Source organism: Pseudoduganella sp. UC29_106 (assembly GCF_044055365.1).
Classification (GTDB): domain Bacteria; phylum Pseudomonadota; class Gammaproteobacteria; order Burkholderiales; family Burkholderiaceae_D; genus Rugamonas.
Genome location: NZ_CP171977.1, coordinates 4,074,852 through 4,097,495 on the forward strand (window position 1 = coordinate 4,074,852; position 22,644 = coordinate 4,097,495).

Below are 22,644 nucleotides of genomic sequence, written 5' to 3' on the forward strand. Positions count from 1 at the left end.
AAACGTTGATCCGCCGGGCCGCGTAGGGCGGATCATTGATCCGCCGTGCGTGCTCAGTTCCTCCAGCTCAACGACAGCCCGATCGTGCGGTCATACCGGCGCGTATCGCGCGGATAAACCACCGGATCCTGCCAATAATCCTGGTACTTGAAGTTCAGCAGGTTGGTCCCGGTCAGGTTCACCGACATATTCGGCGCAATCTTGTAGCTGACCGAACCATCCAGCGTGGACATCGGCGCCGCGATCAGATCACGCGCAGGCGAAGTGCCCGCATTGCCCGGACGGTCGTTGTACACCTGGGTGAACTTCGAGCGCCAGTTGTAAGCCAGGCGGCCCGACCACGCATCGCGCTCATACAGCACCACGACGTTGTAGGACTGGCGCGACATGCCGGCGAAAGGCTTGCCGACCAGGGTCGGATCGATGGACGACGTCACGCCGCCTTCGGTGTAGGTGAAGTTGGCTTCCAGGCCCAGGCCTTGCAGGATGCCCGGCAGGCCGTCGTAGAACTGGCGGTATGCCAGCTCAACGCCCTGCAGGTGGCCCTTGTCCGTATTGAATGGACGGCTGGTCTGGTAAGTCACGCCCTGGAACACTTCCGGTACCGACTTGTTCATGATGTAGCCGTCGAAGTTATGACGGAACACGGTGGCGCTGGCATAGCCGGAACGCGAGAAGTACCACTCCAGCGACGCATCCGCGTTCTTGCCGGTGAAGGGCTTCAGGTCCGGATTGCCGCCGGAAGCGGTGGACTGCGTGGTGGTGCCGTTCGAGTTGACGTAGGCCGTGGCCGGGTTCAGCTGGGCGAAGTCCGGACGGGTCAGCGTCTTGGTCAGGGCCAGGCGGGCCATCAGATCCGGGCGCAGCGTCAGCTTGAAGTTCGCGCTTGGCAGGACATCGGTGCCGGAGCTGCTGGTATTGATCGGCACATACACGCCGTTGACGATGTTATTGCCAACCAGGTCAGCGTCGGTCTTGGTCACGCGCACGCCCAGCACGCCGTCCAGCGGGTAAGCACCCAGGTCCATGCCCACCTTGGTCTTGGCGTAGAAGGCGTAGTTCTTTTCCTTGTCCTCGAAGAAGGAAGCCGGATCGAGGGCCTTGGCGGCGGCGTTGCCGGTAACGGCCTTGCGCACAACACCGGTCTGGGCAACCATGAAGTCAGGGCACGGGGTGCTCCACTTCGGCGTGCCGTAGTCCGACGAGAACGGCTGGGTGGAGCAGGACAGGCCCGGGATGCTGGCCATGGTCACGTTTGGAGCGGCGCCCACGCTGCCTTCCAGCGACTTGATGGAATTGGCCTTGCGGTCGTTCACGCGCACGCCGCCGCTGAACTCCTTGAAGAAGCCGTCCGACTCCGGCGTCCAGCTCACATCGGCGCGCCAGTCGGTGGAGCTGCCGCGGTCCTGGCCGTAACGGTCGAAGAACTGGAACAGGTAGATCTTGGTCGGGTCGTTCAGGCCCGCGCCCTGGTACTGGGCGAAGGCGCCGCCGTCCACCACGGTCTTCACGTGCACTTTATCCACGTTCAGGTTGGTGTCCAGGATCGGGTTCACCCAGTCGTTGGAGCTGATGGTACGGGCGATTTCACTGCTTACCTTCAGGCCTTGGGTCGGACGCCAGTTGCCGCCGATCGCGTACTGCTGCGCGATGCTGGTCGAGGCGCGCGCCTGCGTCGAGAGGATGGTGAAGGTATTGGTCGAATCGATGGTGTCGGTCTGGTTCGTGCCCGGGATCTTGGTGACCTTGATCTGGTCCGGCGAGGTTGCCCACGGCAGGCCGACAAAGAAATCGGTTTCATCGTGGCCCTTGAATTTCGAGTACAGGCCTTCCGCATACATGTCGAAGTCCTTGTTCGGCTTCCACTGCAGGGCGAAGTTGGCGGCCTGGCGGGTACGCTTGCCGAAGATGTCCTGGATGCCGACCAGGTCCGGACCGGTCAGGTTCGGCGCGGCGAAGAATTTATCGATCGGGAAGGTTTCGAAGCCGCGCTCTTCGTGGAAGCGGTCGGCGATGTGGGATACGCCAAGCAGCGCGCCGAATTCGCCGGCGTCGGTCTTCCAGCGGTTGGAGATCATGCCCGCCACTTCAGGATCGGTGGCCTTGGCCTTGTCCTTGTTCTTGGCGCCGACCTGCGCGCTGGCCTGGAAGCCCTTGAAGTCGAATGGACGGTTGGTGCGCACGTCGATTGCGCCGGCGATGCCGCCTTCCACCTGCTCTGCGCTCTGCGACTTGTATACGTCGGCGCGCTGGAGCATGGTCGATGGGATGTCGCGCAACTGGATATAGCGGCCGGTGGTGGTGAACATTTCACGGCCGTTCAGGAAGGTCGCGATGCCTGGCAGGCCGCGGATCAGCGTGGTGTTGGCTTCGCCAGCGTCGCGGCGCACCTGGATGCCGGTCACGCGGGCCAGGGTCTCGGCCACGTTCGTGTCCGGGAACTTGCCGATGTCGTCGGCCACGATGGAGTCGATGACGTTGTCCGAGTCTTGTTTGATCTTCTGTGCGCTTTCAGCCGCCTTGCGCACGCCACTCACGGTAACAACGCTGACGTTTGGATCTGCCGCTTCCTGCGCCCAGACGGACGCACTGGTCAGCATGCCGGCAGCCAGCAGGCTGGCCACGGTTACTTTCAAAACAAAAGTGCTATTGATGGGCGCAATTTGGCCCAATGAAGAGTGCTTCATAGGTCTCCCGATGTTGTTATTAAAGCTACTACGACGTTTGTCTGAGACCCATGTTAGGGTTTGAAAGCAATTCAATCCAATTAATTTTTCCGTGGTTTCAATATCAAATTGGATATCGGTTCGCTGTGTGCAAAGCAACAAAAGTTCAACTGGTCGGTCACTGCTTATTGATTACAATCCGATTTGATAGAATGTTGGTTTCTTTCCTTGCGGCAAAAACCCAAATGCAGCGTCCGTCCGTTTCCTCGCGCTTGGCCCGTGTTTTTGGTCTCGCGGCACTGTTGTGCTGTGCATCAGTGCGCGCTGACGAAGCCGCCGAAATCAACAAGTTGTTACGCGCAGGACAGCTTCCGGCCGCGCTGGCCAAGGTTGATGTCGCCCTGACGCAACATCCCAAGGATGCGCAGTTACGCTTCCTCAAGGGAATGATCTTCAGCGAGCAGGGGCGGAGCGCTGAAGCGATTGTTGTTTTCCAGAAGCTGACCGAGGATTTTCCTGAGCTGCCGGAGCCATATAACAATCTGGCTGTTCTGTATGCCGGTTCGGGACAGTACGACAAGGCGCGCGCGGCCCTGGAGCGGGCCATCCGCACCAATCCGACTTATGCGACGGCGCACGAGAATCTGGGGGATGTGTACGCGAAGCTGGCGTCGCAGTCTTATGACAAGGCGATGCAACTGCTCGACTCTCCTGCTCAGACGCCGCCGCCCAAGTCGAAGCTGGCCATGGTGCGCACGCTGAAAACGCCGGCCAGCCAGGCGAGCGCGCCTGTCCTCGCCGCCACCGCGCCGTCCGCGCCCGCCCCGGCGCAAGCCGCGGCCACCCCGCCGCCAGCCAGCGCCCCCGCAGCCGCCCCGCGCCCGGCCGCCCCTGCACCCGCGCCAGCCGCTGCGCCTGCGCCGACCGTCGCCGCCAGCGCCCCCGCCGCATCGCGCCCGACGCCCGCTGCTGTCGCGCCGAAACCGGCCGCCCCCCCAGCCGCTGCGCCTGCGCCTGCGCCGACCGTCGCCGCCGCCAGTCCGGTCGCGCCACGCGCCGCGCCCGCCGCCGTCGCGCCAAAGCCGGCGGCGCCAGCGGTTGCGCCCACACAGGCAGCGACGGTGGCGACGGCGACGGCTGGAGCTATGGCGGCGAAGCCTGTCGCCCCGCCCGCGGCGCAGAACACTACTTTGCTTGCCGCAGCAACGCCAAACAAGCCCGCGGCGCCAGCAGCAAACACGTCGCCGCCGAAAGCGGCAGTATCTACCCAGCCGGCGTCGGAGCTCGTGCATGTGAAACCCGGCCAGTCCGCACCGGCAGCAAGCGCACCAGCGGTACAATTGGCAAAAGCCGAGCCAGCGAAAACCGACAGCAATGAAAAGGATGATGTCAGCAAGGCCGTCGACCAATGGGCCAAAGCCTGGAGCGCCCAGGACATGAAAGGCTACCTCTCCGCCTATGGCAGCAACTTCCAGACCCCGCGCGGCCAGAACCGCAAGGCCTGGGGAAGCCGACCGCAGTGCGCGGATCGAGGGCAAGGAGCACATCAAGGTCACGGTGGAAGCGCCGCAGGTCACGGTCAACGGCAGCACGGCGACGGTGAAATTTCGCCAGATCTACGTGTCGGACAAGCTGAAAGCGAACAGCCGCAAGACCCTGGTCATGGAAAAACACGGCGGCAAATGGCTGATCAAGCAGGAACAATCGGGGGGCTGATGAGAGCCGCGAAGCACAAACAGCGCATCAAGGCCGCAGCCGCTGCCCTGGCAGCGTGCGCCCTGCTCGTGCCTTGGGCGCCGCCGGGACAGGCAAAGTCCATTGCCCCGCGCGACAGCGCGCCGGCAAAACAGGACCCCGAACTGCTGCTCATCGACATCTACAAGGACTTGCGCGCCAGCCAGCTGAATGACGCCCAGGCCAAGGCCGACGCCCTCGTGCAAGCCTATCCGAACTTCCGCGTCGGACACCTGATCCGCGGCGACCTGCTGCTGATGCACACCCAGCCCGTGACGGCACTGGGCGCCGGCGTGCCCTCCAACGCGCCGCCCGACCGCCTGAAGGACCTGCGCGACGAAGCGCGCGTGCGCCTGCAGGCGCTGACTGCGCGCCCCGCCACCGGCCTGGCGCCGCGCTCCGTGCTGCAACTGCGCACCGACCAGAAACACGTTCTCGTGGTGGACGCCGCGCAATCGCGCCTCTACGTCTACCAGAACCAGAACGGCAGCCTGAAGTTCGTCACGGACTACTACATCACCCAGGGCAAGCTGGGCATCAACAAAGTGCGCGAAGGCGACCAGAAAACGCCGGTCGGCGTCTATTACATTACCGGCCGCGTAGCGGGCCGCAAGCTGCCGGACTTCTACGGCGCCAGCGCCCTGCGCATCAACTACCCGAACGAGTGGGACCGCGTGCAGGGACGCGGCGGCTCCGGCATTTTCCTGCACGGCACGCCGTCCGACAGCTACAGCCGCCCTCCTCTCGCCTCCGACGGCTGCGTGGTGTTAACCAATGCGGACCTGAAGAAGCTGGAAGGCACGGTCGATATCGGCAAGACCCCCGTGGTCATTGCGGACAAGCTGGAATTCGTCAGCAAGGCCAAATGGGATGCCGAGCGCGATACCGCCTCAAAGCTGATCGACAGTTGGCGCGGCGACATTTCCAGCATGGACCGCACGCGCGTACTGAAGAACTACTCGGCCAGATTCAAGTCCGCCAACGGCGAAGACCTGAACACCTGGTATGAGAAGGACATGCGCGCCCTCGTGGACGTAATCGGCCTGACGGTCAAGCTGAGCGACGTGACCCTGTTCCGCTATCCGGGCCGCGACGACATGCTGGTCTCCACCTTTACGATGGAAACGCTGATCGGTAAGAACAAAAGCTCCCTGCGCAAGCGCCAGTACTGGGCGCGCGAAGGCAAGGACTGGAAGATCGTGTTCGAAGGCCTGATCTAAGGCTTGCGGGCCGCCGCAGCGCGCTTGTCCAGCCAGGCCTGCACCTGCTCGAAGCTCACTTCTCCGCGGCGGCCGGTATCAATGGCCGCGAAATTCTCGGACACATAACCCAGCCCCGCGCGCTGCGCTTCCTGCTGCGTGAGCTTGCCGCTGCGGTCCGTGTCGGCGGCGTCGAACCGTTCGCGCAGCTTTTGCGCCACCTGGGCGTGCAATGCGTCGCCCGAGGCAGGGGGCTCGCGCGACGGGATGCGCTGTTCTTTCGGCACGTAAGGTTGCTGCGGAAGCTGCGGCTCGGCGCACGCGCAGCCGCTACACGCAAGCGCGGCGACGAGAACGGCGGCGGCGAAAATCTGATTCATATCGGCTCCTTCAGCGCGCGGACTGGTAGAAGGCCGCGAGATCGGCCTTGAGTGCGCGGCGCGCCGCATCGTCCAGGTAAGCCATATGGCCGCTGTGATAGTTGCGCACCGTGATGTTCGGGTTGGTGCCCAGCCGCGCCAGATCGCGCTCGGTCTGGTGGAAGGGGGTGGCCAGGTCGTAGTAGCCGCTCAGCGACAACACCTTCAACGCGGGATTCAGCGTCATCGCGGACGCGAGATCGGGGATGGTATCCGGCACGGTCTTGCCATCGTGGCTGAAGTTCCAGCGGTTGATGATGTCGTTGGATGTGAGGTAGGCCGATCCCGCCGTATAGCGCAGGGTATTGGCAATATAGCTGCGCGTGGTGCTCACGAAGGCATCGCTGATGGCAGCCAGCGAGGGATCACCGCCGGAGGCCAGCGGGCTGCCCTGCGGCGCGATCACACGGGCATCGTAGCGGCCCGTGAGCTGGCCTGAAACCACGCGCGACTGGAAAGAGCCGGGCTGCATGTCGAAATCCTGCTGCCAGGTCAGTATCGGGATGCCGGTGAAGCTGGTGAGCTGGGACGTTACGCCCGCCACGGGTTGCGTGCGGTTCGCCAGCCAGGGCGTCATCGCATTGCGGTAGGCGCCGGCCGCAAAGTCGCGCGCCTGCTGGATGTAGCTGCTGAAATCCGTCGGCAGCGGACTGGCCACGCGGTGGTAGGCGCCGATGGCGGCGTAAGTCGGCACATAGCCTTCGCAACTGACGGTGTTCGGATCGAACACGCCGCAGTTCGCGTTGTAGTCCAGCACCGGCGACAGCACCACGACGCCGCTCAGCTTCACGCCCGCGCTCTCCAGCAGGTTCGCCATCACGGCCGCGCGCGGTCCGCCGTAGGATTCGCCGAAGAGGAATTTCGGCGAGGCCTGGCGCCCGTTGGCCGCCACATAGCGCTGCACGAAATCGCGCAGGCTGGCGGCGTCCGCATCCACGCTCCAGAAGTCCTGGTTGGATGCAGGCGCAATCGCCTGCGAATAGCCGGTGCCGATGGCGTCCACGAATACGAGATCGGTGGTATCGAGCAGGCTTTCCTGGTTGTCCACCAGTTGCACCGGCTGCGGTACCGAGGTCGCGGGTTGGCCGGCCACGATGCGGCGCGGGCCGAAGGAGCCCAGGTGCAGCCACAAGGTCGATGAGCCCGGGCCGCCGTTGTAGAGGAAGGTGACGGGCCGGCTCGCTGCCGGCTGGTTGTCCGCCGTGTAGGCGACGTAGAAGAATGACGCGATGGGCTGGCCGGTGCGCGCATCAGTGGCGGTCAGGTGGCCGGTGGTTGCCGTGTAGTCGATGCGCGAGCCGTTCAGCGTGAGCGAGGCGCGCACCGTAGCCGCGCGCTCCTGGGCGGTCGGCAGCGAGGATGTGGCGGCGCCGGAGTAGACGACCGTGTCCGCCAGCGAGCCGTCGGGGGGCGTGGTCACGGGCGGTGTTGCGGGCGGCGCAGGGCTGGCCGGGGCGGGGCCGCCACCGCCTCCTCCGCCGCATGCCACGAGCGCCGCAGACAACGCGGCGGCCATCGCCAACCATGCCGCGCCACGCGGCAAGCATTCCGTCCGGCGTTCCATGCAAGCTCCCCGGGGTTGCACTCCTGCTGGGATTATACGGCTGCGTTAGCCCTTACGGCGAAACGCTTGCGGTAATCGCGCGGGGCCACGCCGAGCGTGCGCTGGAACACGGTGCGCAGGCGTTCCTCATTGCCGAAGCCGCACAGGCGTGCGATCTGGTCCACCTTGCGGGGCGAGCTTTCCAGCATGCGCCGCGCCGCTTCCAGGCGCAGGACCTCGACGCCCTTGGCCGGCGTGCGTCCCGTCTTCTGCTTGTAGACGCGGGCGAAATTGCGCGGGCTCATATTGACCTGCTCCGCCAGCACTTCCACAGTCAGCGGTTCCAGCGCCAGGTTATCCATGATCCACAGGTGCAGGCGGCCGAAGGTATCGACGCCCTCTTCCTGCGACTCCAGCAGCTCGCTGAATTGTGCCTGCCCGCCGGGCCGCTTGAGGAAGACCACCAGTTCGCGCGCGACCTGCATGGCCACATTGTGCCCGCAGTCGGCTTCCACCAGCGCCAGCGCGAGGTCGATGCCGGCGCTCACGCCGGCCGAGGTCCACACCGACTGTTCCTTGACAAAGATCGCATCGCTGTCGACCCGAATATCCGGAAAACGCTCGCCCAGCAGATCGCACATGGCCCAGTGAGTGGCCGCGCGTTTGCCGTTCAGCAGGCCCGCCTGCGCCAGCAGGAAGGTGCCGCTGCAGACGGACGCCGTGCGGCGCGAAAGGCTCGACGCCACATTCAGCCAGTCCGTCAAATCCTTCAGCAGGGTTTGCACGCGCGGCATATGGGGTGAGCCGGGCACGATGATAGTGTCGATTGAACCGGGAGCGAACGACGATAGCGCTTCGGTCTCCACCGCCATGCCCTCGGCGGTCTGCACCATGCCGCCTTGCAGGCTGGCCGTGCGGCGCTCGTAGCCAGCCAGGGAGCGCTCGCGCATGCGCTTGTCTGCGGCCCAGAACACGGTCTGAGGACCGGTGAGATCGAGCAGTCCGACTTCCTCGTAGGCGAGGAAAAGTATGAGGCGCGAAGCTGGCAGGAATTCAGGGTTATTCGTCATCTCGACCGATTGTTACAGTCCTAATATGAACTGTCAACACGACATCCACTTCTAAAGGATAGACCATGAGCCAACGTATCAATTACTTCCAGCAGTCTCCGGAGCTCGTCAAGAAGATGCTGGATCTGAACAACGCGATCCAGAATTGCGCCATCGAAGAAAGCATTCGTCACCTGGTGGAAATCCGCGCCTCGCAGATCAATGGCTGCGCCTTCTGCCTGGACATGCACATCAAGCAGGCCCGCATCTTCGGCGAGCGCGAACTGCGCATCTATCACCTTTCGGCCTGGCGCGAATCGACGCTGTTCTCGCCGCGCGAGCGCGCCTGCCTGGCCTGGACCGACGTCCTGACGCGCCTGCCCGAAGGCGGCGTTCCGGAAGAGATCTATGAACGCGTGCGCACGCAGCTGTCGGAGAAGGAACTGTCCGACCTCTCGTTCGTAGTCATGAGTATCAATGCCTGGAACCGCATCAATATCGGCTTCACCATGGTCCCGGGTTCCCACGACAAAGCCTTCGGCCTCGACAAGGCCGGCCTCGAATAAAGGAGAATGAAAGATGAAGATCGTCGTTATTGGCGGTACTGGCCTGATCGGCAGCAAAACGGTCAGGATCCTGCAGCAGAAGGGGCACGATGTGCGTGCCGCCTCCCCCGCATCGGGCGTGAATGCGGTCACCGGCGAAGGCCTTGCCGCAGCGCTGGCAGGCGCCGACATTGTGGTGGACGTCTCCAACTCGCCATCCTTTGCCGATGCGGACGTGATGGCCTTCTTTGAGAACTCCGCGCGCAATCTGGCCAGGGCCGAGAAGGAAGCTGGCGTGAAGCAGCACGTGGCGCTGTCCGTCGTGGGCACCGAGCGCCTGCTCGCCAGCGGCTACTTCCGTGCCAAGATGCGGCAGGAAGAGATGATCAGGGAAGCGGGCATCCCCTACACCATCCTGCGCGCCACCCAGTTCTTCGAGTTCATGGCGGCGATCGGGCAATCCTCGGTGCAGGGCGACGCGATCCGCCTGTCCGAAGCGCTGATCCAGCCGGTCGCCTCCGACGACGTGGCCGCTGCGGTGGCCGATGTGACGCTGGCTCCTCCGGTCAATGGCATGGTCGAACTGGCCGGACCCGAGCAATTCAAGCTGTACCAGATCGTGGGCCGCGCAATGGAAGCTGCCGGCGACAAGCGCGCCATCGTCGTCGATCCGAAAGCGCCCTACTTCGGCACGGAACTTAACGACCAGAGCCTGGTGCCTTCCGGTCCCAACCCGCGCCTGGGTACGATCCGCTACGAAGACTGGCTGAAGAAATGATCGCCAGCTGTCGGAAACTTTTACAACAGCGGTGATTCACTAGTGAAATGCGCGAATGGCATGATTGTTGCGTGACAGGGAGGAGCCATTAACAAAATTCATTAAATTTCTCGGAAGCATGATGAAGAGTATCGTTGCGGCATGTTTGCCTTCAATGTGTTGACGCTCGACCGCTTACACCAATGGCAGCGACGTTGGCAGCATCGCTTCCGAAAATGGGGACATGCGCATTTTCGAAGGACTCGGCAAGCAGTATGACTTCAGCTTCAGTCTTGCGCCGCGCGTCTGGAACGGCACGATTTATTATGACCCGCTGGAAAACGCCGTGGCGCCGGCTGCGGAAGTGCCGGAGCCGCTGTCCATCGCCATCGTCGGCCTCGGACTGACCGGGCTCGCCCTGGCGCGCCGCCGTCCATCGCGCTGATTGCCGCGCAGCCGCGTTATAGTGGTGGCCTCTCACCACGACGGAGCGGCGATGGAGGAACGGTACGGCCCAGGCTCGCAATGGCTGGTCTGCGCGATCATGTGCGCAGTGGGCCTGCTGCTGATGCGCTTTGCGCAGCACGCGCCCTTGCCGCAGGCGCTGGTGGCGGGCATGGACTGGCCGCTGCAGCTGGGGCTTGGCGCTGCGGGCGGCGCGGTGGTTGGTGCGGGATCGCTGTACACGGCGCTTTTCCAGTCCCGGCACAAGCTGGCCCGCCGCACCGCCGAAAGTTATGCGCTGCTCGACCTGCGCGGCCTCAATCCCGTCTGGATCTCCCTTGCCGCCGGCATCGGCGAAGAAACGCTGTTCCGCGCCGGACTGCAGCCCCTGCTCGGCCTGTGGCCGGCCGCCCTGCTCTTCACGGTGCTGCACCTGCGCGTTTATGATTTCAAGATAGCCGATCGCGTCAGCTGGATGCAGGCGGGCGGCGTGTTTGCAATGGGCGTGGCGCTGGGGCTCGTCTTCGAGCACGTGGGCCTGATCGCGGCCATCGCCGCGCATGCGGTCATCGATATCTTCGGACTTTATGCCGTGAAGATTGTCGATTCCCGCGACGCCGGCGCGCCGTGGGAGTAAGCAGAACCAACACCTTAAAGCTGGTGTCTGCCACGATGTGGCAGACACCTGTTTTATGCCGTGGGTTTTGTCGGCGTCACTGAAACGCCACCTCCGTAAAGCTGCGCAGCTTGCGGCTGTGCAGCTTCTCGGAGCCCTGCGAGCGCAGGCGCTCCAGCGCGAGGATGCCGATGCGCAGGTGCTGGTCCACGCGGTCGCGGTAGAACTGGTTGGCCATGCCGGGCAGCTTGATCTCGCCGTGCATCGGCTTGTCGCTGACGCACAGCAGCGTGCCATACGGGACGCGGAAGCGGAAGCCGTTGGCGGCGATGGTGGCGCTTTCCATGTCCAGCGCCACGGCGCGGCTCTGGCTGAAGCGGCGCTCCGGCGTACGCTGCGGCAGCAGCTCCCAGTTGCGGTTGTCGGTGCTGGCCACCGTCCCCGTGCGCATCACGCGCTTCAGCTCATGGCCATCCAGCTGCGTGACCTCGGCCACCGCGCTTTCGATCGCCACCTGTATTTCGGCCAGCGCCGGAATCGGCACCCACAGCGGCAGATCTTCATCCAGCACATGGTCCTCGCGCACATAGCCGTGGGCCAGCACGTAGTCGCCCAACTGCTGCGTATTGCGCAGGCCCGCGCAGTGCCCGAGCATCAGCCAGGCGTGCGGACGCAGCACGGCGATATGGTCGGTGGCCGTCTTCGCATTGGCCGGGCCCACGCCGATATTGACCATTGTGATGCCGGCGCCGTCGGCGCGGATCAAATGATAGGCAGGCATCTGCGGCAGGCGTGGCGGCACGGCGCCGAAGGCGTCCATCGGTTCGGCAGGCTGGCCGGCGCGGCGCGACACGATATTGCCCGGTTCGATGAAAGCGATATAGCCGTCGTCGCCCGGCTGGGACATCAGCTCATGGCCCAGCTTCACGAATTCATCGATGTAGAACTGATAGTTCGTGAACAGCACGAATTTCTGGAAGTGCGTGGGCGAGGTGCCGGAATAATGGCGCAGGCGTTGCAGCGAGTAGTCGACACGCGGCGCCGTGAACAGCGACAGCGGCATCGGCTCGCCCGGCGCCGGCTCGAAGGTGCCGTTGGCGATGCCATCATCCATCGCCGCCAGATTCGGCAGGTCGAACACATCGCGCATCAGCATGCGCCGCTCGGCGCTCATATTGCCTTCGATGTGGTCATGCTCGGCAAAGGAAAAATGGATGGGGATAGGCTGGGCGCTCATGCCCACTTCCAGCTGCATATGCTGCTGGCCGTGATTCTTCAGCAGCAGGCGGAATTGTTCGCGGTAATAGACTTCAAACAGGTCGGGACGCGTGAGCGTGGTCTCGAACACGCCGGGGCCGGCCACGAAACCGAAGGACAGGCGCGAGTCCGCGCGCGCCACGGTATCGGTCTGCACCCGCACATAGGGGTAGCAGGCGCGAATGCGCTCGGCCGGCGTTTCGCCCTCCACAAAGCGCTGCAGCGACTCCCTCAGGTAAGAAATGCTATCGTCATAAATCGCCTTGACCCGTGCAAACGCCGAGGCGGCATCGTCATGCAAGGTAGGCTCAACATAGGGACGGCTCTGCATGGTACAACTCCTTTCTGGTTGCTCCATACTATCATCTATAATCACTTCAAGAGTATTACGGATTTGCGCAATGAACCGACATTTTCTCGCCGCTTGTGTGGGACTGGGCGCGGCAGCCGGTGTGTTCGGCGCCGAATCGCTCACCGCGCCGCTCACGGTCGCGTGGCGCGAGAAGCCGCCCTACTCCTACACGGAAAATGGCGTATCCAAAGGCTTCCTGCTGGAGCAGGCGCGCCAGATTTTCGAAGCCGCCGGGATTCCCGCGCGCTTCGTCAATGAGCCGCAGAAACGCATCTGGGCAAACTTCCAGCACAGCGCCCGCAATTATTGTTCGTTCGGCTGGTACCGCCTGGCCGAGCGCGAGGCCGTCGCGCAGTACAGCATGGCGACGCATATGGACCAGCCGCATGTGGTGCTGGTGCGGCCCGCCGCGCTGGCGCGCGTGCGTGAACATGCTTCGCTCAAATCCCCTGCTCGGCGACCGCGAACTGACGCTGGGCCTGATCGATGGCGTCTCCTACGGCGCGGAACTGGATGCCCTGATCGCCGCCAGCAGCAACCGCGTGATGCGCCGCACCGTCGATACCGCCACGATGATACGCATGGTGGCCGCAGGCCGCGCTTCCTATATCTTTGTGGACCGGGAAGACTGGTATCACATGCGCGGCAGGGAAAACCAGCTGCAGGCGCTGGTGCCGCTCGATTTTGCCGACATGCCGGCCGGCCTGAAACGCTATATCGTCTGCAGCCGCGACGTCCCGGCCGATACGATGGACCGGCTGAACCGCGCCATTGCGGCGCGCACGCCGAAGTGAGGAAGCGCCGCTAGTCCGGAGCCAGTGCGCTGCGCACCGGGAATTGGACGCGCACCCGGGTGCCGCGGCCCGGCGCGCTGCTGATGTCCACGCTTCCACCGAGCTTCAGCGCCCGTTCGCGGATGCCCACCAGGCCGAAAGACTGATGCTTGCGCTCCTGCTGGTCGAAGCCAAGGCCATTGTCGCGCACTTCGAGCACATAACGTTCATCGTCCCGCGCCAGGGTGACATCGACACGGCTGGCCGCCGCATGGCGCCGTACATTGGTCAGCGATTCCTGCACGATGCGGAACAGCTCCACGGCGCGCGCTTCATCGAGCTCGATGCGGGTTTCATCCACATGCAGCTGGCAGCTGGCGCCGTCGTTTTCCATGAATTGCTCGATCAGCCATTCCAGCGCCGGCACGATGCCCATCGACAGCGCGCCGGGACGCAGGCGCGACACCACGTTGCGCACCACCTGGATGGTGGAATCGACCAGGCCGGTGAGCGCGCGCGTGCGCTCGGCCAGCGCCGGGTTATCGGAACCGAACTGCATCTCCAGCACGGACACGCCCATGCGCAGCGCGGATAGATACTGTCCCAGTTCGTCGTGGATTTCTCGCGTCAGGTATTTGCGTTCCTCCTCGCGCACGGCGTCGCTGTGCAGGGCAAGCTGGCGCAGCTGCTGCTGCGACTCGCTCAGGCGCCGTTCACTCTCCTTGAGCGCCGTGATATTGCGGCCGATCGCCAGCACGCCCACCACCTGTCCTTCCGTATTCCGCTCCGGCACCAGGTGGAAGGCGTAATCCCTGGCGTCGCGCCGCCCCTTGATATTGCGCACGAAGACCTCAGTGCCGCTACCGCTGTCCATCACCTGCTGCAGGATGACCTTGTAATCCTCGATCTGCATGTCCGCCTGCCACTGCACCATCTTGTTCGGTTCCATGTACAGCGCCTCTTCGGCGGGAATGCCGGTTTCGCGCACGAAGGCCGGATTGACATAGGTGCGGCGGCATTCGGTGTCGTAGCGGATCACCATGTCCGGCGCGTTTTCGGCCAGGGTGCGGAATTCCTGCTCGCGCCGGCGCAGTTCGGCCGTGCGCTCCACCACGCGCGCTTCCAGTTCGTCATGCGCCTGGCGCAGCGCGGCGCGCGACTGGCTGCGCTCCAATGCATAGCGGATGGCGCGCGCCAGCATGCGGCTGTCCACCTGCCCCTTGACCAGGTAATCTTCGGCGCCGGCCTGCACCGCCTGGATCGCCACATCCTCGTCATTCAGCCCGCTCATCACGATCAGGGCCGGCAGGGCCGCGCCGCAGCCGCGCAGGCGCAGCACGGTCTCGATGCCGCTGCTGCCGGGCAGATGCAGGTCCAGCAGCACCAGGTCGAAGCCGCCCTGCTGCAGCGTGGCGACGCCGTTCTCCAGGTCATCGATCCAGCACAGCTCCCAGCGCAGCCCCGCCGCTTCGCGCAGCAGCTGCTCCAGCAGGCGCGCATCGCCGCGGTTGTCTTCGATCAGCAGGATGCGGACAGGATTGCGCTGCATGGCTAATGCACCGGCAAGGTGGCAACGTGCAGCCAGAATTGTTCCAGGCCGCGGATCATGCCGAGGAATTCGGCATATTCGACCGGCTTCACGATATAGCAGTTGGCATGCAGGTGGTAGCAGTGGTTGACGTCACTTTCCGCATGCGAAGTGCTCAGCACCACGACGGGGATGCTGCTCAGGGAGGGATCGTGCTTGATCACATCCAGCACCTCGCGCCCGTTCCGGCGCGGCAGGTTGAGGTCGAGCAGGATCAGGTCGGGCCGCGGCACGTCGCTGTAGGGCGCGCGCCGGTACAGGAAGTCGAGGGCGCCTTCACCATCCTCGACCACGCTGAGGTGGTTCTCCAGTTCCGCCTCGCGCAGCGCCTCCACGGTCAGGCGCACCGCGCCGGGACTGTCTTCCACCACCAGGATTTCCACCGGGCGCGCGCTCATGATTTTTTCTCCGTGTCGCAGGCAGGCACGGTAAACACGAACTGCGTGCCGCCACCCGCCGCGTCTTCCACCCAGATGGCGCCGCCGTGGCGCTCCACGATCTTCTGGCAGATCGCCAGGCCTATGCCTGTGCCGGCATATTCGCGCCGGCCATGCAGGCGCTGGAACATGCCGAAAATGCGTTCGCGGTACTCGGCCGGCACGCCGATGCCGTTGTCGGCCACCCCGATGCGCCACATGCGGCCTTCGCGCTGCGCCGACAGGCGGATACGGGGCGGCTCCTGGCAGAACTTGATGGCGTTGGACAGCAGGTTCTGGAACACCTGCGTCAGCTGGGCGCCGTCGCCGCGCACCACGGGCAGCGCATCCGCCTCCACCACGGCCTGGCTCTCCTCGACCGCGATGCGCAGCGAATGCAGGGCCGAGGCCAGCGACTGTCCCAGATCCACCGGCTGCATGGGGCGCGCCTTGGTATCGACGCGCGAGATGGTCAGCAAATCATCGATCAGGGCCTGCATGCGCTTGGCGCCATCCACGGCAAAGCCGATGAATTCATGCGCATCCGCATCGAGCTGGCCCACATAGCGCCGCTCCAGCAGCTGTACATAGCTGGCCACCATGCGCAGCGGTTCCTGCAGGTCGTGCGAGGCGATATAGGCCATGCGTTCCAGCTCCGCATTCGAACGGGCCAGCTCGCGCGAGCGCTCGGCCAGCACCTGCTCGGCGCGCTGGCGCTCCTGCACCTCGCGCTGCAGCGCCTCGTTCTGTTCCTGCAACTGGCGCTGCATATTGCGCAGGCTCAGATGGGTGTTGATGCGCGCCAGTACTTCCTCGGCGTGGAAAGGCTTGGTGATGTAATCGACGCCGCCCGCTTCGTAGGCGCGCACCTTGTCGCCGATATCGGACAGCGCCGTCATGAAGATCACGGGAATGGTGCTGGTGGCCGGTTCGGCCTTCAGCCGGCGGCACGTCTCGAAGCCATCCCAGCCCGGCATCATCGCATCGAGCAGGATCAGGTCCGGGCAGCCGAAACGGGCCCGTTCCAGGCCTTCTTCTCCATCCTGGGCCACCGTCACGGTAAAGCCGTGGCCATCGAGATATTCGGCGAGCACCCGCACATTGGCGGGCGTATCGTCGACGATCAGCACGGTGGATGGAGAAGCGTTCATGGCACTCAAGCCGGCCTTGCCGGTACAGGTTTTCTCACGTTGTCATCATACCCTGTCCGCGTTGCAGGCGGGTAGCGCCAGCAATGCGTCGAAGGCTTCGCGCGGCATTGGCTTGCCGAACAAATAGCCCTGGGCCTGGCAGCAGCCATGCTCCGCCAGGTAGTCGGCCTGCTCCTCCGTCTCCACGCCTTCGGCGACTGTTTCCAGGCGCAGCGCGGCGGCGATGGACAGCATGGCTTTCACCAGCTCACTCTTGCTGCGGTCGGCCGGCACATCGCAGACAAAGGAGCGGTCGATCTTCAGCTGGCTCACGGGGAAGCGGTGCAGGTAGCTCAGGGCCGAGTAGCCGGTGCCGAAATCGTCGATCGAGATCGGCAGCCCCATGGCGGTCAGCTCGGCCAGCATGCCGGCCACCGCCTTGTCGCCATCGAGCAGCAGGCTTTCCGTGATTTCCAGCTTCAGCCACGAGGCCTGGCAGCCGGTCAGCTGCAGGTGGCGGCGTACTGTGCCCACCAGGTCGTTACGCAGGAACTGGCGCGGCGACAGGTTGACCGAGAGCTGCAGCGGTTCCGCCCTGCCCCGGTTCCAGCTGGCGGCGGTGGAACAGGCGGCGGCCAGCACCCATTCGCCGATGTCGATGATCAGGCCGCAGGCCTCGGCGATGCCGACGAAGTACTGCGGCGAGACCACGCCGTGGCCGGGCCGGTTCCAGCGCAGCAGCGCTTCCGCGCCCACCGTGCGGCCGGTGCGGATCTCGATCTGCGGCTGGTAATACAGTTCGAATTCCCGTGCCGCAGCGCCTTGCGCAGCGCCGCCTCGGTTTCCAGCCGTTCGGCCGCCTGCGCCGTCAGCTCCTGCATATAGAACTGGTAATGGTTGCGGCCCTGGCGCTTGGCGTAATACATGGCCGAATCGGCGTGCTTGTACAGGGTGGGAATGTCCCAGCTGTCGTCCGGATAGACGGCGATGCCGATGCTGCCCGGGACGAACAGCTCGCGTCCCTCGATCACGAAAGGCTCGTTCAGGGCTGCCAGGAACTTGGCCGCGATGCGCGCCAGGCCCACGCGCGGCACCTGCAGCAGCATGGCAAATTCGTCGCCGCCCAGGCGCGCCACGGTGTCTTCGGCGCGGGCGCAGGCCTGCAGGCGCCGCCCCACTTCGCACAGCAGCTGGTCGCCGGCCGAATGGCCCAACGTGTCGTTGATTTCCTTGAAGTGGTCCAGGTCCATGATCATCAGGCCGAAGGCGCGGCTCTGGCCGGCCGGCGCCGTGATCGCCTGCTGGATCCGCTCGCTGAGCAGGGTGCGGTTGGGCAGCCCGGTCAGCGCGTCGTAGAAGGCCTGGCGGTGGATGGTGCGGCGGTAGTCGTCGATTTCCGTGATGTCGCGCCCCACGGCCAGCACATGGGCCACGCGGCCGTTGACGTCGAACTCGGGCCGCATGCGCACCAGCGTGCAAAGCGGCTGCTCGCGGGTATGCCAGCGCAGCTCCATCTCGCGCTCCTGGCCGTCGGCAAAGACCGCGCTCAGCTCCTGCTCATACGGCGCCGTATGCGCGCCGCCCGGCACCTCGCTGGGCGTGCTGCCGATGGCCATCGCGGCCTTATCGCCCAGCAGCCCAAGCAGCGCGGGATTGGCGTACACCCGGCGCAGGCCGCGGTCATAGCGGCAGATGCTGTCGGGCGAATTCTCCACCAGTTCGCGGAAGGTAGCTTCGCGCTGCTGCAACTGGTGCTCCAGCTCCTTCTGCTCGGTGAAATCGCGGCCCAGCGAGATCACGCTGCGGGTATTGCCCTGGGCATCCGGCTCCGGCACGAGGTGCACGTGCTCGTGGCGGCAGCGCCCACGGTTGTCCGGGCCGCTGACGATGTCCAGTTCCACCGGCTTGCCGGTGGCGATCACCTGCCACAGCGCACGCATATAGCGCTCGATGGAAGGATGGTTCTGGCCCGCCAGCAGTTCCTCGACGGGACGGCCCCACACCTGGTGGCGCGCCAGGTTCAGCGTGCGCAGCATGGCGGGGTTGATGTAGATGACCTTGCCCTGCCGGTCCATGCGCAGGATATGGTCCGGTGAATGCTCCACCATCACCGCCATTTCCTCTTCGCGCGCACGCAGCACCGCCTCGGCCGCCTTGCGCACGGTGATGTCGTGGGCGATGCCGGCCACGCGGCAGATTTCGCCCTGCTCGTCGAACAGCGGCACGATGGCCACGGCAAAGGCGCGGCGGCGCACCGGACGCTTCAGTGTGCCCTCGTAATGCAGGGCCTTCCCCGTCGCCACGCAGCGGCGCCAGTGCACCAGGAATTCCATGCCCAGTTCCGGCGGCAGCACCTCCTCCACGCGGCGCCCGGCCAGCACCGTGCGGTGCACGCCCACCGCCTTCTCAAAGCTGGTGTTGACGGTGACGAAGCGCGGGCCCTCTTCCGTGCAGTCGAGCAGGAAGATCGCATCGGTGGCGTGCTCCACCACGTCCTGGTAGACGCGCGCCCCTTCGCGCAGGGCCGCTTCGCTGCGCTGGCTGGCGGCCAGCTGCTCCTCCGTCTCGCGCAGGCGGCGTTCCAGCGTATCGCAGGTGTATTGCAGGCGGCTGTACTCGGCGTGCAGTTCGTCGCGCACGGTGGAGGATGAGGGCTGGTCGTCGCGCACGACCTGCAGGCTGGCGCCGTTAGCCATGGCGCTCGCTCCGCAGCACGGTGTGCCAGGTGAAGGCACAGGCCAGCAGCATCGTTGCCATGGCCGACACCAGGGCGCCGGTCAGCAGGCGCCGCCCCGCGCGGCTGCTGTCGGCCAGCGCGCCATCGGCGCGGCGCTGGCCTTCCACAGTGGCTTGCGTGAGCGCGGCCAGCGCCATCGATACCGGCGCGCTGGCGCCGGCTGCACCGTGCACCAGCACGGCTGTCGAGCGTGGCGTCATCCTGCACGGCCGGCAGCCGTTGCAGGCGCAGCATCGCTGCCCGGTAGGCGGCGCCGGCATCTTCCAGTTCGGCCAGCAGGCGCTCGTCCTGCAACGACAGCCCGGCATTGGCGCGGTAGGCGCGCTGCACGCTGTCCAGCGCCCGGCCCACGCGTTCCAGGGCCGCAGTGCCGGCGGCCGGCGCAGCATGCGGCGCGAGCAGCATCAGGTCGGCGTCGCCCAGCACATTGCCGGCGCGCGCAATGGCGGCCTGCTTGCGGGCGCTCTCTTCGGTGAGCGCGCGCCAATCGGCGTGCGCGTCGTGCAGCTGGCGATTGCCCTGCAGCGCCGGCCACAGGGCCAGCGCGGTAAGCACGCCCAGCGTGCCGAGGGTCCATACGGGATGAAACTTGCGTTGCGGCATGATCTTGCTCTCTCGTCGCCGGGACGCGCCCGGCATCTTTCTTTTTTAACAGCATGCCAGCCTGGGCTGGCGGCCGGAATCAGCACTTCTTGATACTGGGGTCAGGATTTCCCTGCCTCTGTAGGGAAATCCCTGGCGCCATCCTTGTGGCGCCGGTGGCGCGCCGTCAGCAGCAACCCTGCCGCGCCGAGTGCGGGCAAGGCGAGCGCGCCCAGCATGAGGTTCAGCAGCACCAGCAGGCGCTGGCCGGCATCGGCGTGGGACAGCAGGGCCGTCAGCGCGGCCTCCAGTTCCGTGTCCGCCAGCAGGCACAGGCCCAGCAAGAGTGCGGCCGGCATCAGCAGGCTGAGCATTTGCCGGATCGTGATGGGCGCCTTGCGTCCCATGGCTGCCTCCTGCATCGTTTCACGCTCCCGCCACGGGGAGCGCCAGGGCCGCGCTGCGCGACGCCGGAGCGGCGCGGCCGGCCATTGCCGCTTGCGGCGCCTCCGCCGCGCCCAGCTGGAACACGCTGACCAGGCGCGCCAGGTCGCCGGCCTGTTCGCGCAGGCTGCCGGCGGCGCCGGCCGCTTCCTCGACCAGGCCGGCATTCTGCTGCGTCACCTCGTCCATCTGCTGCAGCGCCTGGCTGACCTGGGAAATGCCTTCGGTCTGCTCTTGCGTGGCAAGGGTGATCTCGCCCATCAGGGCGGTGACCGTCTCGATGCTGCCGACGATTTCGCGCATGGTGGCGCCGGCGCCGTCCACCAGCCGGGCGCCGGCCTCGGCCTGGGCGACCGAATCGCCGATCAAGCCCTTGATTTCGCGGGCGGCGGCCGCGCTGCGCTGGGCCAGGTTGCGCACTTCGGCCGCCACGACGGCAAAGCCGCGCCCCTGTTCGCCGGCGCGGGCCGCTTCCACGGCCGCGTTCAGGGCCAGGATATTGGTCTGGAAGGCGATGCCGTCGATGACGCCGATGATGTCGCCGATGCGGCGCGAGGCGGCATTGATGGCGCTCATGGTGTCGACCACCCGGGCCGTTACCGCTTCGCCCTTGCGCGCCACGGTGCAGGCCGACTGGGCCAGCTCATCGGCGCGGCGGGCGTTGCCCGCGTTCTGTTTCACCGTGCCGTTCAGCTCCACCATCGAGGCCGCCGTCTCTTCCAGCGCTGCAGCCTGCGATTCCGTGCGGCGCGACAGGTCGGCGTTGCCGGCGGCGATCGCGTCGGAAGCGGCATGGATGCTGTGCGTGCCGTCGCGCACCTGGCCCACGATGCGCGCCAGGCCGGCATTCATGCGGGCCAGCGCCCCCATCAGCTGGGCAATTTCATCGCGGCCATCCTGCCGGATCTGGGTGCCGAGGTCGCCCTCCGCCACCCGCTCGGCCAGCGCCACGGCCTGGGCCAGTGGACGCGTGATGCTCACCGTCGCGCCCCAGGCGCAGCCGCTGCCCACGGCCAGCGCCACCAGGCCCACCGTCAGCAGCATCATGGCCAGCTTGCGGTCGGCAATGGCCACCGTGGCGATCACCCGCTGTGCATCGGCGCGCAGCAGGGTTTCCAGCTGCTCCAGTTCGCGCAGCGCCGCCTGGTTGAGCGGATCGATCTTGCCGCTGATCAGCGCCGCCGCTTTTTCATTGCTGAAGGCCATGGCCAGTTCCAGCGCCTGCCTGGCCGGCGCATCCATTTCCAGCATGATGCGGCGCAGGCGCTCGACGCTGGCACGCTCTTCCGGAACCAGCTCAAACGCCATCATGCCCTGGCGCGCCGTTTCGAAGCGGGCCTTTTGCGCGGCCACATTCCGGTGTTCGCGTTGCATGGCCGCCACATCGCTGGACAGGCCAATGTTGCGGATGGCGATGCCGCCTTCCAGGATGGCGGTTTTCATGGCCACATCGTAGTCTTCCAGGCGGTCGCTGCGGCTCAGGCCGGCCAGCAGTTCTTCCTTGTGCTGCTCGTGCAGGAAATGCCCGGCCAGGCCGATCGCCACCAGCAGCGCCAGCACAATGCCGAAGCTGCACCACAGCCGCAGCCCGATCCGGAAATTTGCGATTCTCATGCCCCGTCTCCCTCGTTGCGGGAGGCCCCTCCTCCCTGACTTCAGGATAGGAAGCGGGCGGCGCCATCCATATCAGGCCCGGCTGATTTCCGGGTAGGGATGGGCGCGAAGATGTAGGGATATCCTGACGTGTCAGCCCGGCACATCGTGGGTGAAGACGTAGCGCATCAGTTCGGCGTTGTTGGCAAAGCTCATTTTCTGCATCAAGCGCGCCTTGTGCGTGCTGGCCGTCTTGTTGCTGATGGAAAGCTCGGCGGCGATTTCATTGACGGTGCGCCCTGTCCAGCAGGCTGAGGATGCGCTGCTCGCGCGAGGAGAGCTGCTCGTGCGGCGCCGCCGACTGCTCTTCCTCGCCGGCGAACACCATGCGCTCGACCAGGCGCGGATCGATGAAGCGCCCGCCCGCCGCCACCTTGCGGATGGCCATGGCCAGCATTTCTCCGCCGCAATCCTTGGTCAGGTAGCCGCTGGCGCCGGCCGCCAGTGCGCGGCGCGCGATCTGCAATTCATTGTGCATGCTCAGCACCAGCACCGGCAGCTCGCTGTGGTGCAGGCGCAACCGTTTGATCAGGTCCACGCCGCTGATGCCGGGCATGGCCATGTCCAGCAGCACCAGGTCGACGCCGCCCGTGCGCACATGCGACAGCACCTGGGCGCCGTTGATCGCCTCGCCGGCCACCTCAAGGTCGCTGCACAGCGCAAACAACTGGCGCAAGCCTTCCCGCACGATGGCATGGTCGTCCGCTATCAAGACTCTGATCATTTCTTTTTCTCCTGTA

At 65.4% G+C, this 22,644-nt stretch carries 21 protein-coding genes and 1 pseudogene; 7 read left to right on the forward strand and 15 right to left on the reverse strand.

Going from position 1 to position 22,644, the window contains the following annotated elements; genetic code table 11:
* Window positions 1-53 precede the first annotated feature (53 nt).
* Window positions 54-2,624: a TonB-dependent receptor gene (locus ACHMW6_RS20430; protein ID WP_395399393.1), complete on the reverse strand. Its 2,571-nt coding sequence runs from the start codon at window positions 2,622-2,624 to the stop codon at window positions 54-56.
* Window positions 2,625-2,983: 359 nt separating this feature from the next.
* Between ACHMW6_RS20430 and ACHMW6_RS20435 the strand changes: the two genes are divergently transcribed.
* On the forward strand, window positions 2,984-5,620 hold the full coding sequence (locus tag ACHMW6_RS20435) for a L,D-transpeptidase family protein (protein WP_395399395.1): 2,637 nt from the start codon (window positions 2,984-2,986) through the stop codon (window positions 5,618-5,620).
* On the opposite strand, the gene ACHMW6_RS20440 is transcribed toward ACHMW6_RS20435, so the two are convergent.
* Genes ACHMW6_RS20440 through ACHMW6_RS20450 form a run of 3 tightly spaced genes read right to left on the reverse strand, consistent with a single transcriptional unit; the run spans window position 5,617 to window position 8,631 of the window.
* Window positions 5,617-5,979, reverse strand: a complete 363-nt coding sequence (locus ACHMW6_RS20440) for an EF-hand domain-containing protein (protein ID WP_395399397.1) — start codon at window positions 5,977-5,979, stop codon at window positions 5,617-5,619. The two genes, ACHMW6_RS20435 and ACHMW6_RS20440, sit on opposite strands and share 4 nt — an antisense overlap.
* Window positions 5,980-5,989: 10 nt before the next feature.
* Window positions 5,990-7,561, reverse strand: coding sequence for a S10 family peptidase (locus ACHMW6_RS20445; RefSeq protein WP_395408671.1), 1,572 nt, complete (start codon window positions 7,559-7,561; stop codon window positions 5,990-5,992).
* Between the two features lie 53 nt (window positions 7,562-7,614).
* Window positions 7,615-8,631 carry a GlxA family transcriptional regulator gene (locus ACHMW6_RS20450; RefSeq protein ID WP_395399399.1) on the reverse strand — a complete coding sequence of 339 codons (1,017 nt, stop codon included), beginning with the start codon at window positions 8,629-8,631 and terminating at the stop codon, window positions 7,615-7,617.
* A 65-nt stretch (window positions 8,632-8,696) separates the two neighbouring features.
* Between ACHMW6_RS20450 and ACHMW6_RS20455 the strand changes: the two genes are divergently transcribed.
* From ACHMW6_RS20455 to ACHMW6_RS20470, 4 genes are all read left to right on the forward strand, one after another.
* Complete coding sequence (locus ACHMW6_RS20455; protein ID WP_395399401.1) at window positions 8,697-9,176, forward strand: carboxymuconolactone decarboxylase family protein; 480 nt, start codon at window positions 8,697-8,699, stop codon at window positions 9,174-9,176.
* A 13-nt stretch (window positions 9,177-9,189) separates the two neighbouring features.
* A complete protein-coding gene (locus ACHMW6_RS20460) occupies window positions 9,190-9,933 on the forward strand; it encodes an SDR family oxidoreductase (protein WP_395399403.1) in 744 nt (247 codons plus the stop codon).
* 223 nt (window positions 9,934-10,156) lie between these two features.
* Complete coding sequence (locus ACHMW6_RS20465) at window positions 10,157-10,357, forward strand: PEP-CTERM sorting domain-containing protein (protein WP_395399405.1); 201 nt, start codon at window positions 10,157-10,159, stop codon at window positions 10,355-10,357.
* Window positions 10,358-10,408: 51 nt separating this feature from the next.
* On the forward strand, window positions 10,409-10,993 hold the full coding sequence (locus tag ACHMW6_RS20470; RefSeq protein WP_395399407.1) for a type II CAAX prenyl endopeptidase Rce1 family protein: 585 nt from the start codon (window positions 10,409-10,411) through the stop codon (window positions 10,991-10,993).
* A gap of 76 nt (window positions 10,994-11,069) precedes the next feature.
* On the opposite strand, the gene ACHMW6_RS20475 is transcribed toward ACHMW6_RS20470, so the two are convergent.
* Both ACHMW6_RS20475 and ACHMW6_RS20480 read right to left on the reverse strand, forming a co-directional pair.
* Window positions 11,070-12,560 carry an AMP nucleosidase gene (locus ACHMW6_RS20475; protein ID WP_395399409.1) on the reverse strand — a complete coding sequence of 497 codons (1,491 nt, stop codon included), beginning with the start codon at window positions 12,558-12,560 and terminating at the stop codon, window positions 11,070-11,072.
* 55 nt (window positions 12,561-12,615) lie between these two features.
* Complete coding sequence (locus ACHMW6_RS20480) at window positions 12,616-13,014, reverse strand: hypothetical protein (RefSeq protein WP_395399411.1); 399 nt, start codon at window positions 13,012-13,014, stop codon at window positions 12,616-12,618.
* On the opposite strand from ACHMW6_RS20480, the gene ACHMW6_RS20485 reads away from it, so the two are divergent.
* A complete protein-coding gene (locus ACHMW6_RS20485; protein WP_395399413.1) occupies window positions 13,007-13,375 on the forward strand; it encodes a hypothetical protein in 369 nt (122 codons plus the stop codon). The genes ACHMW6_RS20480 and ACHMW6_RS20485 overlap by 8 nt on opposite strands.
* Before the next feature lie 10 nt (window positions 13,376-13,385).
* Here ACHMW6_RS20485 and ACHMW6_RS20490 read toward each other — a convergent pair whose 3' ends face one another.
* The 6 genes from ACHMW6_RS20490 to ACHMW6_RS20515 are packed head-to-tail and all read right to left on the reverse strand — an operon-like array spanning window position 13,386 to window position 19,425.
* Complete coding sequence (locus ACHMW6_RS20490) at window positions 13,386-14,903, reverse strand: response regulator (RefSeq protein ID WP_395399415.1); 1,518 nt, start codon at window positions 14,901-14,903, stop codon at window positions 13,386-13,388.
* A 2-nt stretch (window positions 14,904-14,905) separates the two neighbouring features.
* Window positions 14,906-15,340, reverse strand: coding sequence for a response regulator (locus ACHMW6_RS20495; protein ID WP_395399417.1), 435 nt, complete (start codon window positions 15,338-15,340; stop codon window positions 14,906-14,908).
* Window positions 15,337-16,509, reverse strand: coding sequence for an ATP-binding protein (locus ACHMW6_RS20500; RefSeq protein ID WP_395399419.1), 1,173 nt, complete (start codon window positions 16,507-16,509; stop codon window positions 15,337-15,339). The genes ACHMW6_RS20495 and ACHMW6_RS20500 overlap by 4 nt, the downstream gene beginning before the upstream one ends.
* A 45-nt stretch (window positions 16,510-16,554) precedes the next feature.
* Entirely contained in the window at window positions 16,555-17,244 is a 690-nt protein-coding gene (locus tag ACHMW6_RS20505) for a putative bifunctional diguanylate cyclase/phosphodiesterase (protein ID WP_395399421.1), read from the reverse strand.
* Window positions 17,151-19,184 carry a diguanylate cyclase domain-containing protein gene (locus ACHMW6_RS20510; RefSeq protein ID WP_395399423.1) on the reverse strand — a complete coding sequence of 678 codons (2,034 nt, stop codon included), beginning with the start codon at window positions 19,182-19,184 and terminating at the stop codon, window positions 17,151-17,153. The genes ACHMW6_RS20505 and ACHMW6_RS20510 overlap by 94 nt, the downstream gene beginning before the upstream one ends.
* Window positions 19,177-19,425: a hypothetical protein gene (locus ACHMW6_RS20515; protein ID WP_395399425.1), complete on the reverse strand. Its 249-nt coding sequence runs from the start codon at window positions 19,423-19,425 to the stop codon at window positions 19,177-19,179. Before ACHMW6_RS20515 ends, ACHMW6_RS20510 begins: the two co-directional genes overlap by 8 nt.
* A 19-nt stretch (window positions 19,426-19,444) precedes the next feature.
* On the opposite strand from ACHMW6_RS20515, the gene ACHMW6_RS20520 reads away from it, so the two are divergent.
* Window positions 19,445-19,921 (forward strand): hypothetical protein, encoded by a 477-nt coding sequence (locus ACHMW6_RS20520; protein ID WP_395399427.1) that lies wholly within the window; start codon window positions 19,445-19,447, stop codon window positions 19,919-19,921.
* A gap of 8 nt (window positions 19,922-19,929) precedes the next feature.
* On the opposite strand, the gene ACHMW6_RS20525 is transcribed toward ACHMW6_RS20520, so the two are convergent.
* From ACHMW6_RS20525 to ACHMW6_RS20535, 3 genes and pseudogenes are all read right to left on the reverse strand, one after another.
* Window positions 19,930-20,214 (reverse strand): hypothetical protein, encoded by a 285-nt coding sequence (locus ACHMW6_RS20525; protein ID WP_395399429.1) that lies wholly within the window; start codon window positions 20,212-20,214, stop codon window positions 19,930-19,932.
* 19 nt (window positions 20,215-20,233) lie between these two features.
* Window positions 20,234-21,865 carry a methyl-accepting chemotaxis protein gene (locus tag ACHMW6_RS20530; RefSeq protein ID WP_395399431.1) on the reverse strand — a complete coding sequence of 544 codons (1,632 nt, stop codon included), beginning with the start codon at window positions 21,863-21,865 and terminating at the stop codon, window positions 20,234-20,236.
* Window positions 21,866-21,997: 132 nt separating this feature from the next.
* Window positions 21,998-22,628 (reverse strand): annotated as a pseudogene (locus tag ACHMW6_RS20535) (response regulator).
* Window positions 22,629-22,644: the final 16 nt, after the last annotated feature.

Excerpts from the sequence above, each read along its gene's own strand:
- ACHMW6_RS20500 (WP_395399419.1), bottom strand. The coding sequence starts at position 16,509 with ATGAACGCTTCTCCATCCACCGTGCTGATCGTCGACGATACGCCCGCC.
- ACHMW6_RS20470 (WP_395399407.1), top strand. The coding sequence starts at position 10,409 with ATGGAGGAACGGTACGGCCCAGGCTCGCAATGGCTGGTCTGCGCGATC.
- ACHMW6_RS20490 (WP_395399415.1), bottom strand. The coding sequence starts at position 14,903 with ATGCAGCGCAATCCTGTCCGCATCCTGCTGATCGAAGACAACCGCGGC.
- ACHMW6_RS20450 (WP_395399399.1), bottom strand. The coding sequence starts at position 8,631 with ATGACGAATAACCCTGAATTCCTGCCAGCTTCGCGCCTCATACTTTTC.
- ACHMW6_RS20525 (WP_395399429.1), bottom strand. The coding sequence starts at position 20,214 with ATGGGACGCAAGGCGCCCATCACGATCCGGCAAATGCTCAGCCTGCTG.
- ACHMW6_RS20495 (WP_395399417.1), bottom strand. The coding sequence starts at position 15,340 with ATGAGCGCGCGCCCGGTGGAAATCCTGGTGGTGGAAGACAGTCCCGGC.
- ACHMW6_RS20460 (WP_395399403.1), top strand. The coding sequence starts at position 9,190 with ATGAAGATCGTCGTTATTGGCGGTACTGGCCTGATCGGCAGCAAAACG.
- ACHMW6_RS20480 (WP_395399411.1), bottom strand. The coding sequence starts at position 13,014 with ATGTTCACGCACGCGCGCCAGCGCGGCGGGCCGCACCAGCACCACATG.
- ACHMW6_RS20515 (WP_395399425.1), bottom strand. The coding sequence starts at position 19,425 with ATGACGCCACGCTCGACAGCCGTGCTGGTGCACGGTGCAGCCGGCGCC.
- ACHMW6_RS20475 (WP_395399409.1), bottom strand. The coding sequence starts at position 12,560 with ATGCAGAGCCGTCCCTATGTTGAGCCTACCTTGCATGACGATGCCGCC.
- ACHMW6_RS20455 (WP_395399401.1), top strand. The coding sequence starts at position 8,697 with ATGAGCCAACGTATCAATTACTTCCAGCAGTCTCCGGAGCTCGTCAAG.
- ACHMW6_RS20465 (WP_395399405.1), top strand. The coding sequence starts at position 10,157 with ATGCGCATTTTCGAAGGACTCGGCAAGCAGTATGACTTCAGCTTCAGT.
- ACHMW6_RS20510 (WP_395399423.1), bottom strand. The coding sequence starts at position 19,184 with ATGGCTAACGGCGCCAGCCTGCAGGTCGTGCGCGACGACCAGCCCTCA.
- ACHMW6_RS20530 (WP_395399431.1), bottom strand. The coding sequence starts at position 21,865 with ATGAGAATCGCAAATTTCCGGATCGGGCTGCGGCTGTGGTGCAGCTTC.
- ACHMW6_RS20440 (WP_395399397.1), bottom strand. The coding sequence starts at position 5,979 with ATGAATCAGATTTTCGCCGCCGCCGTTCTCGTCGCCGCGCTTGCGTGT.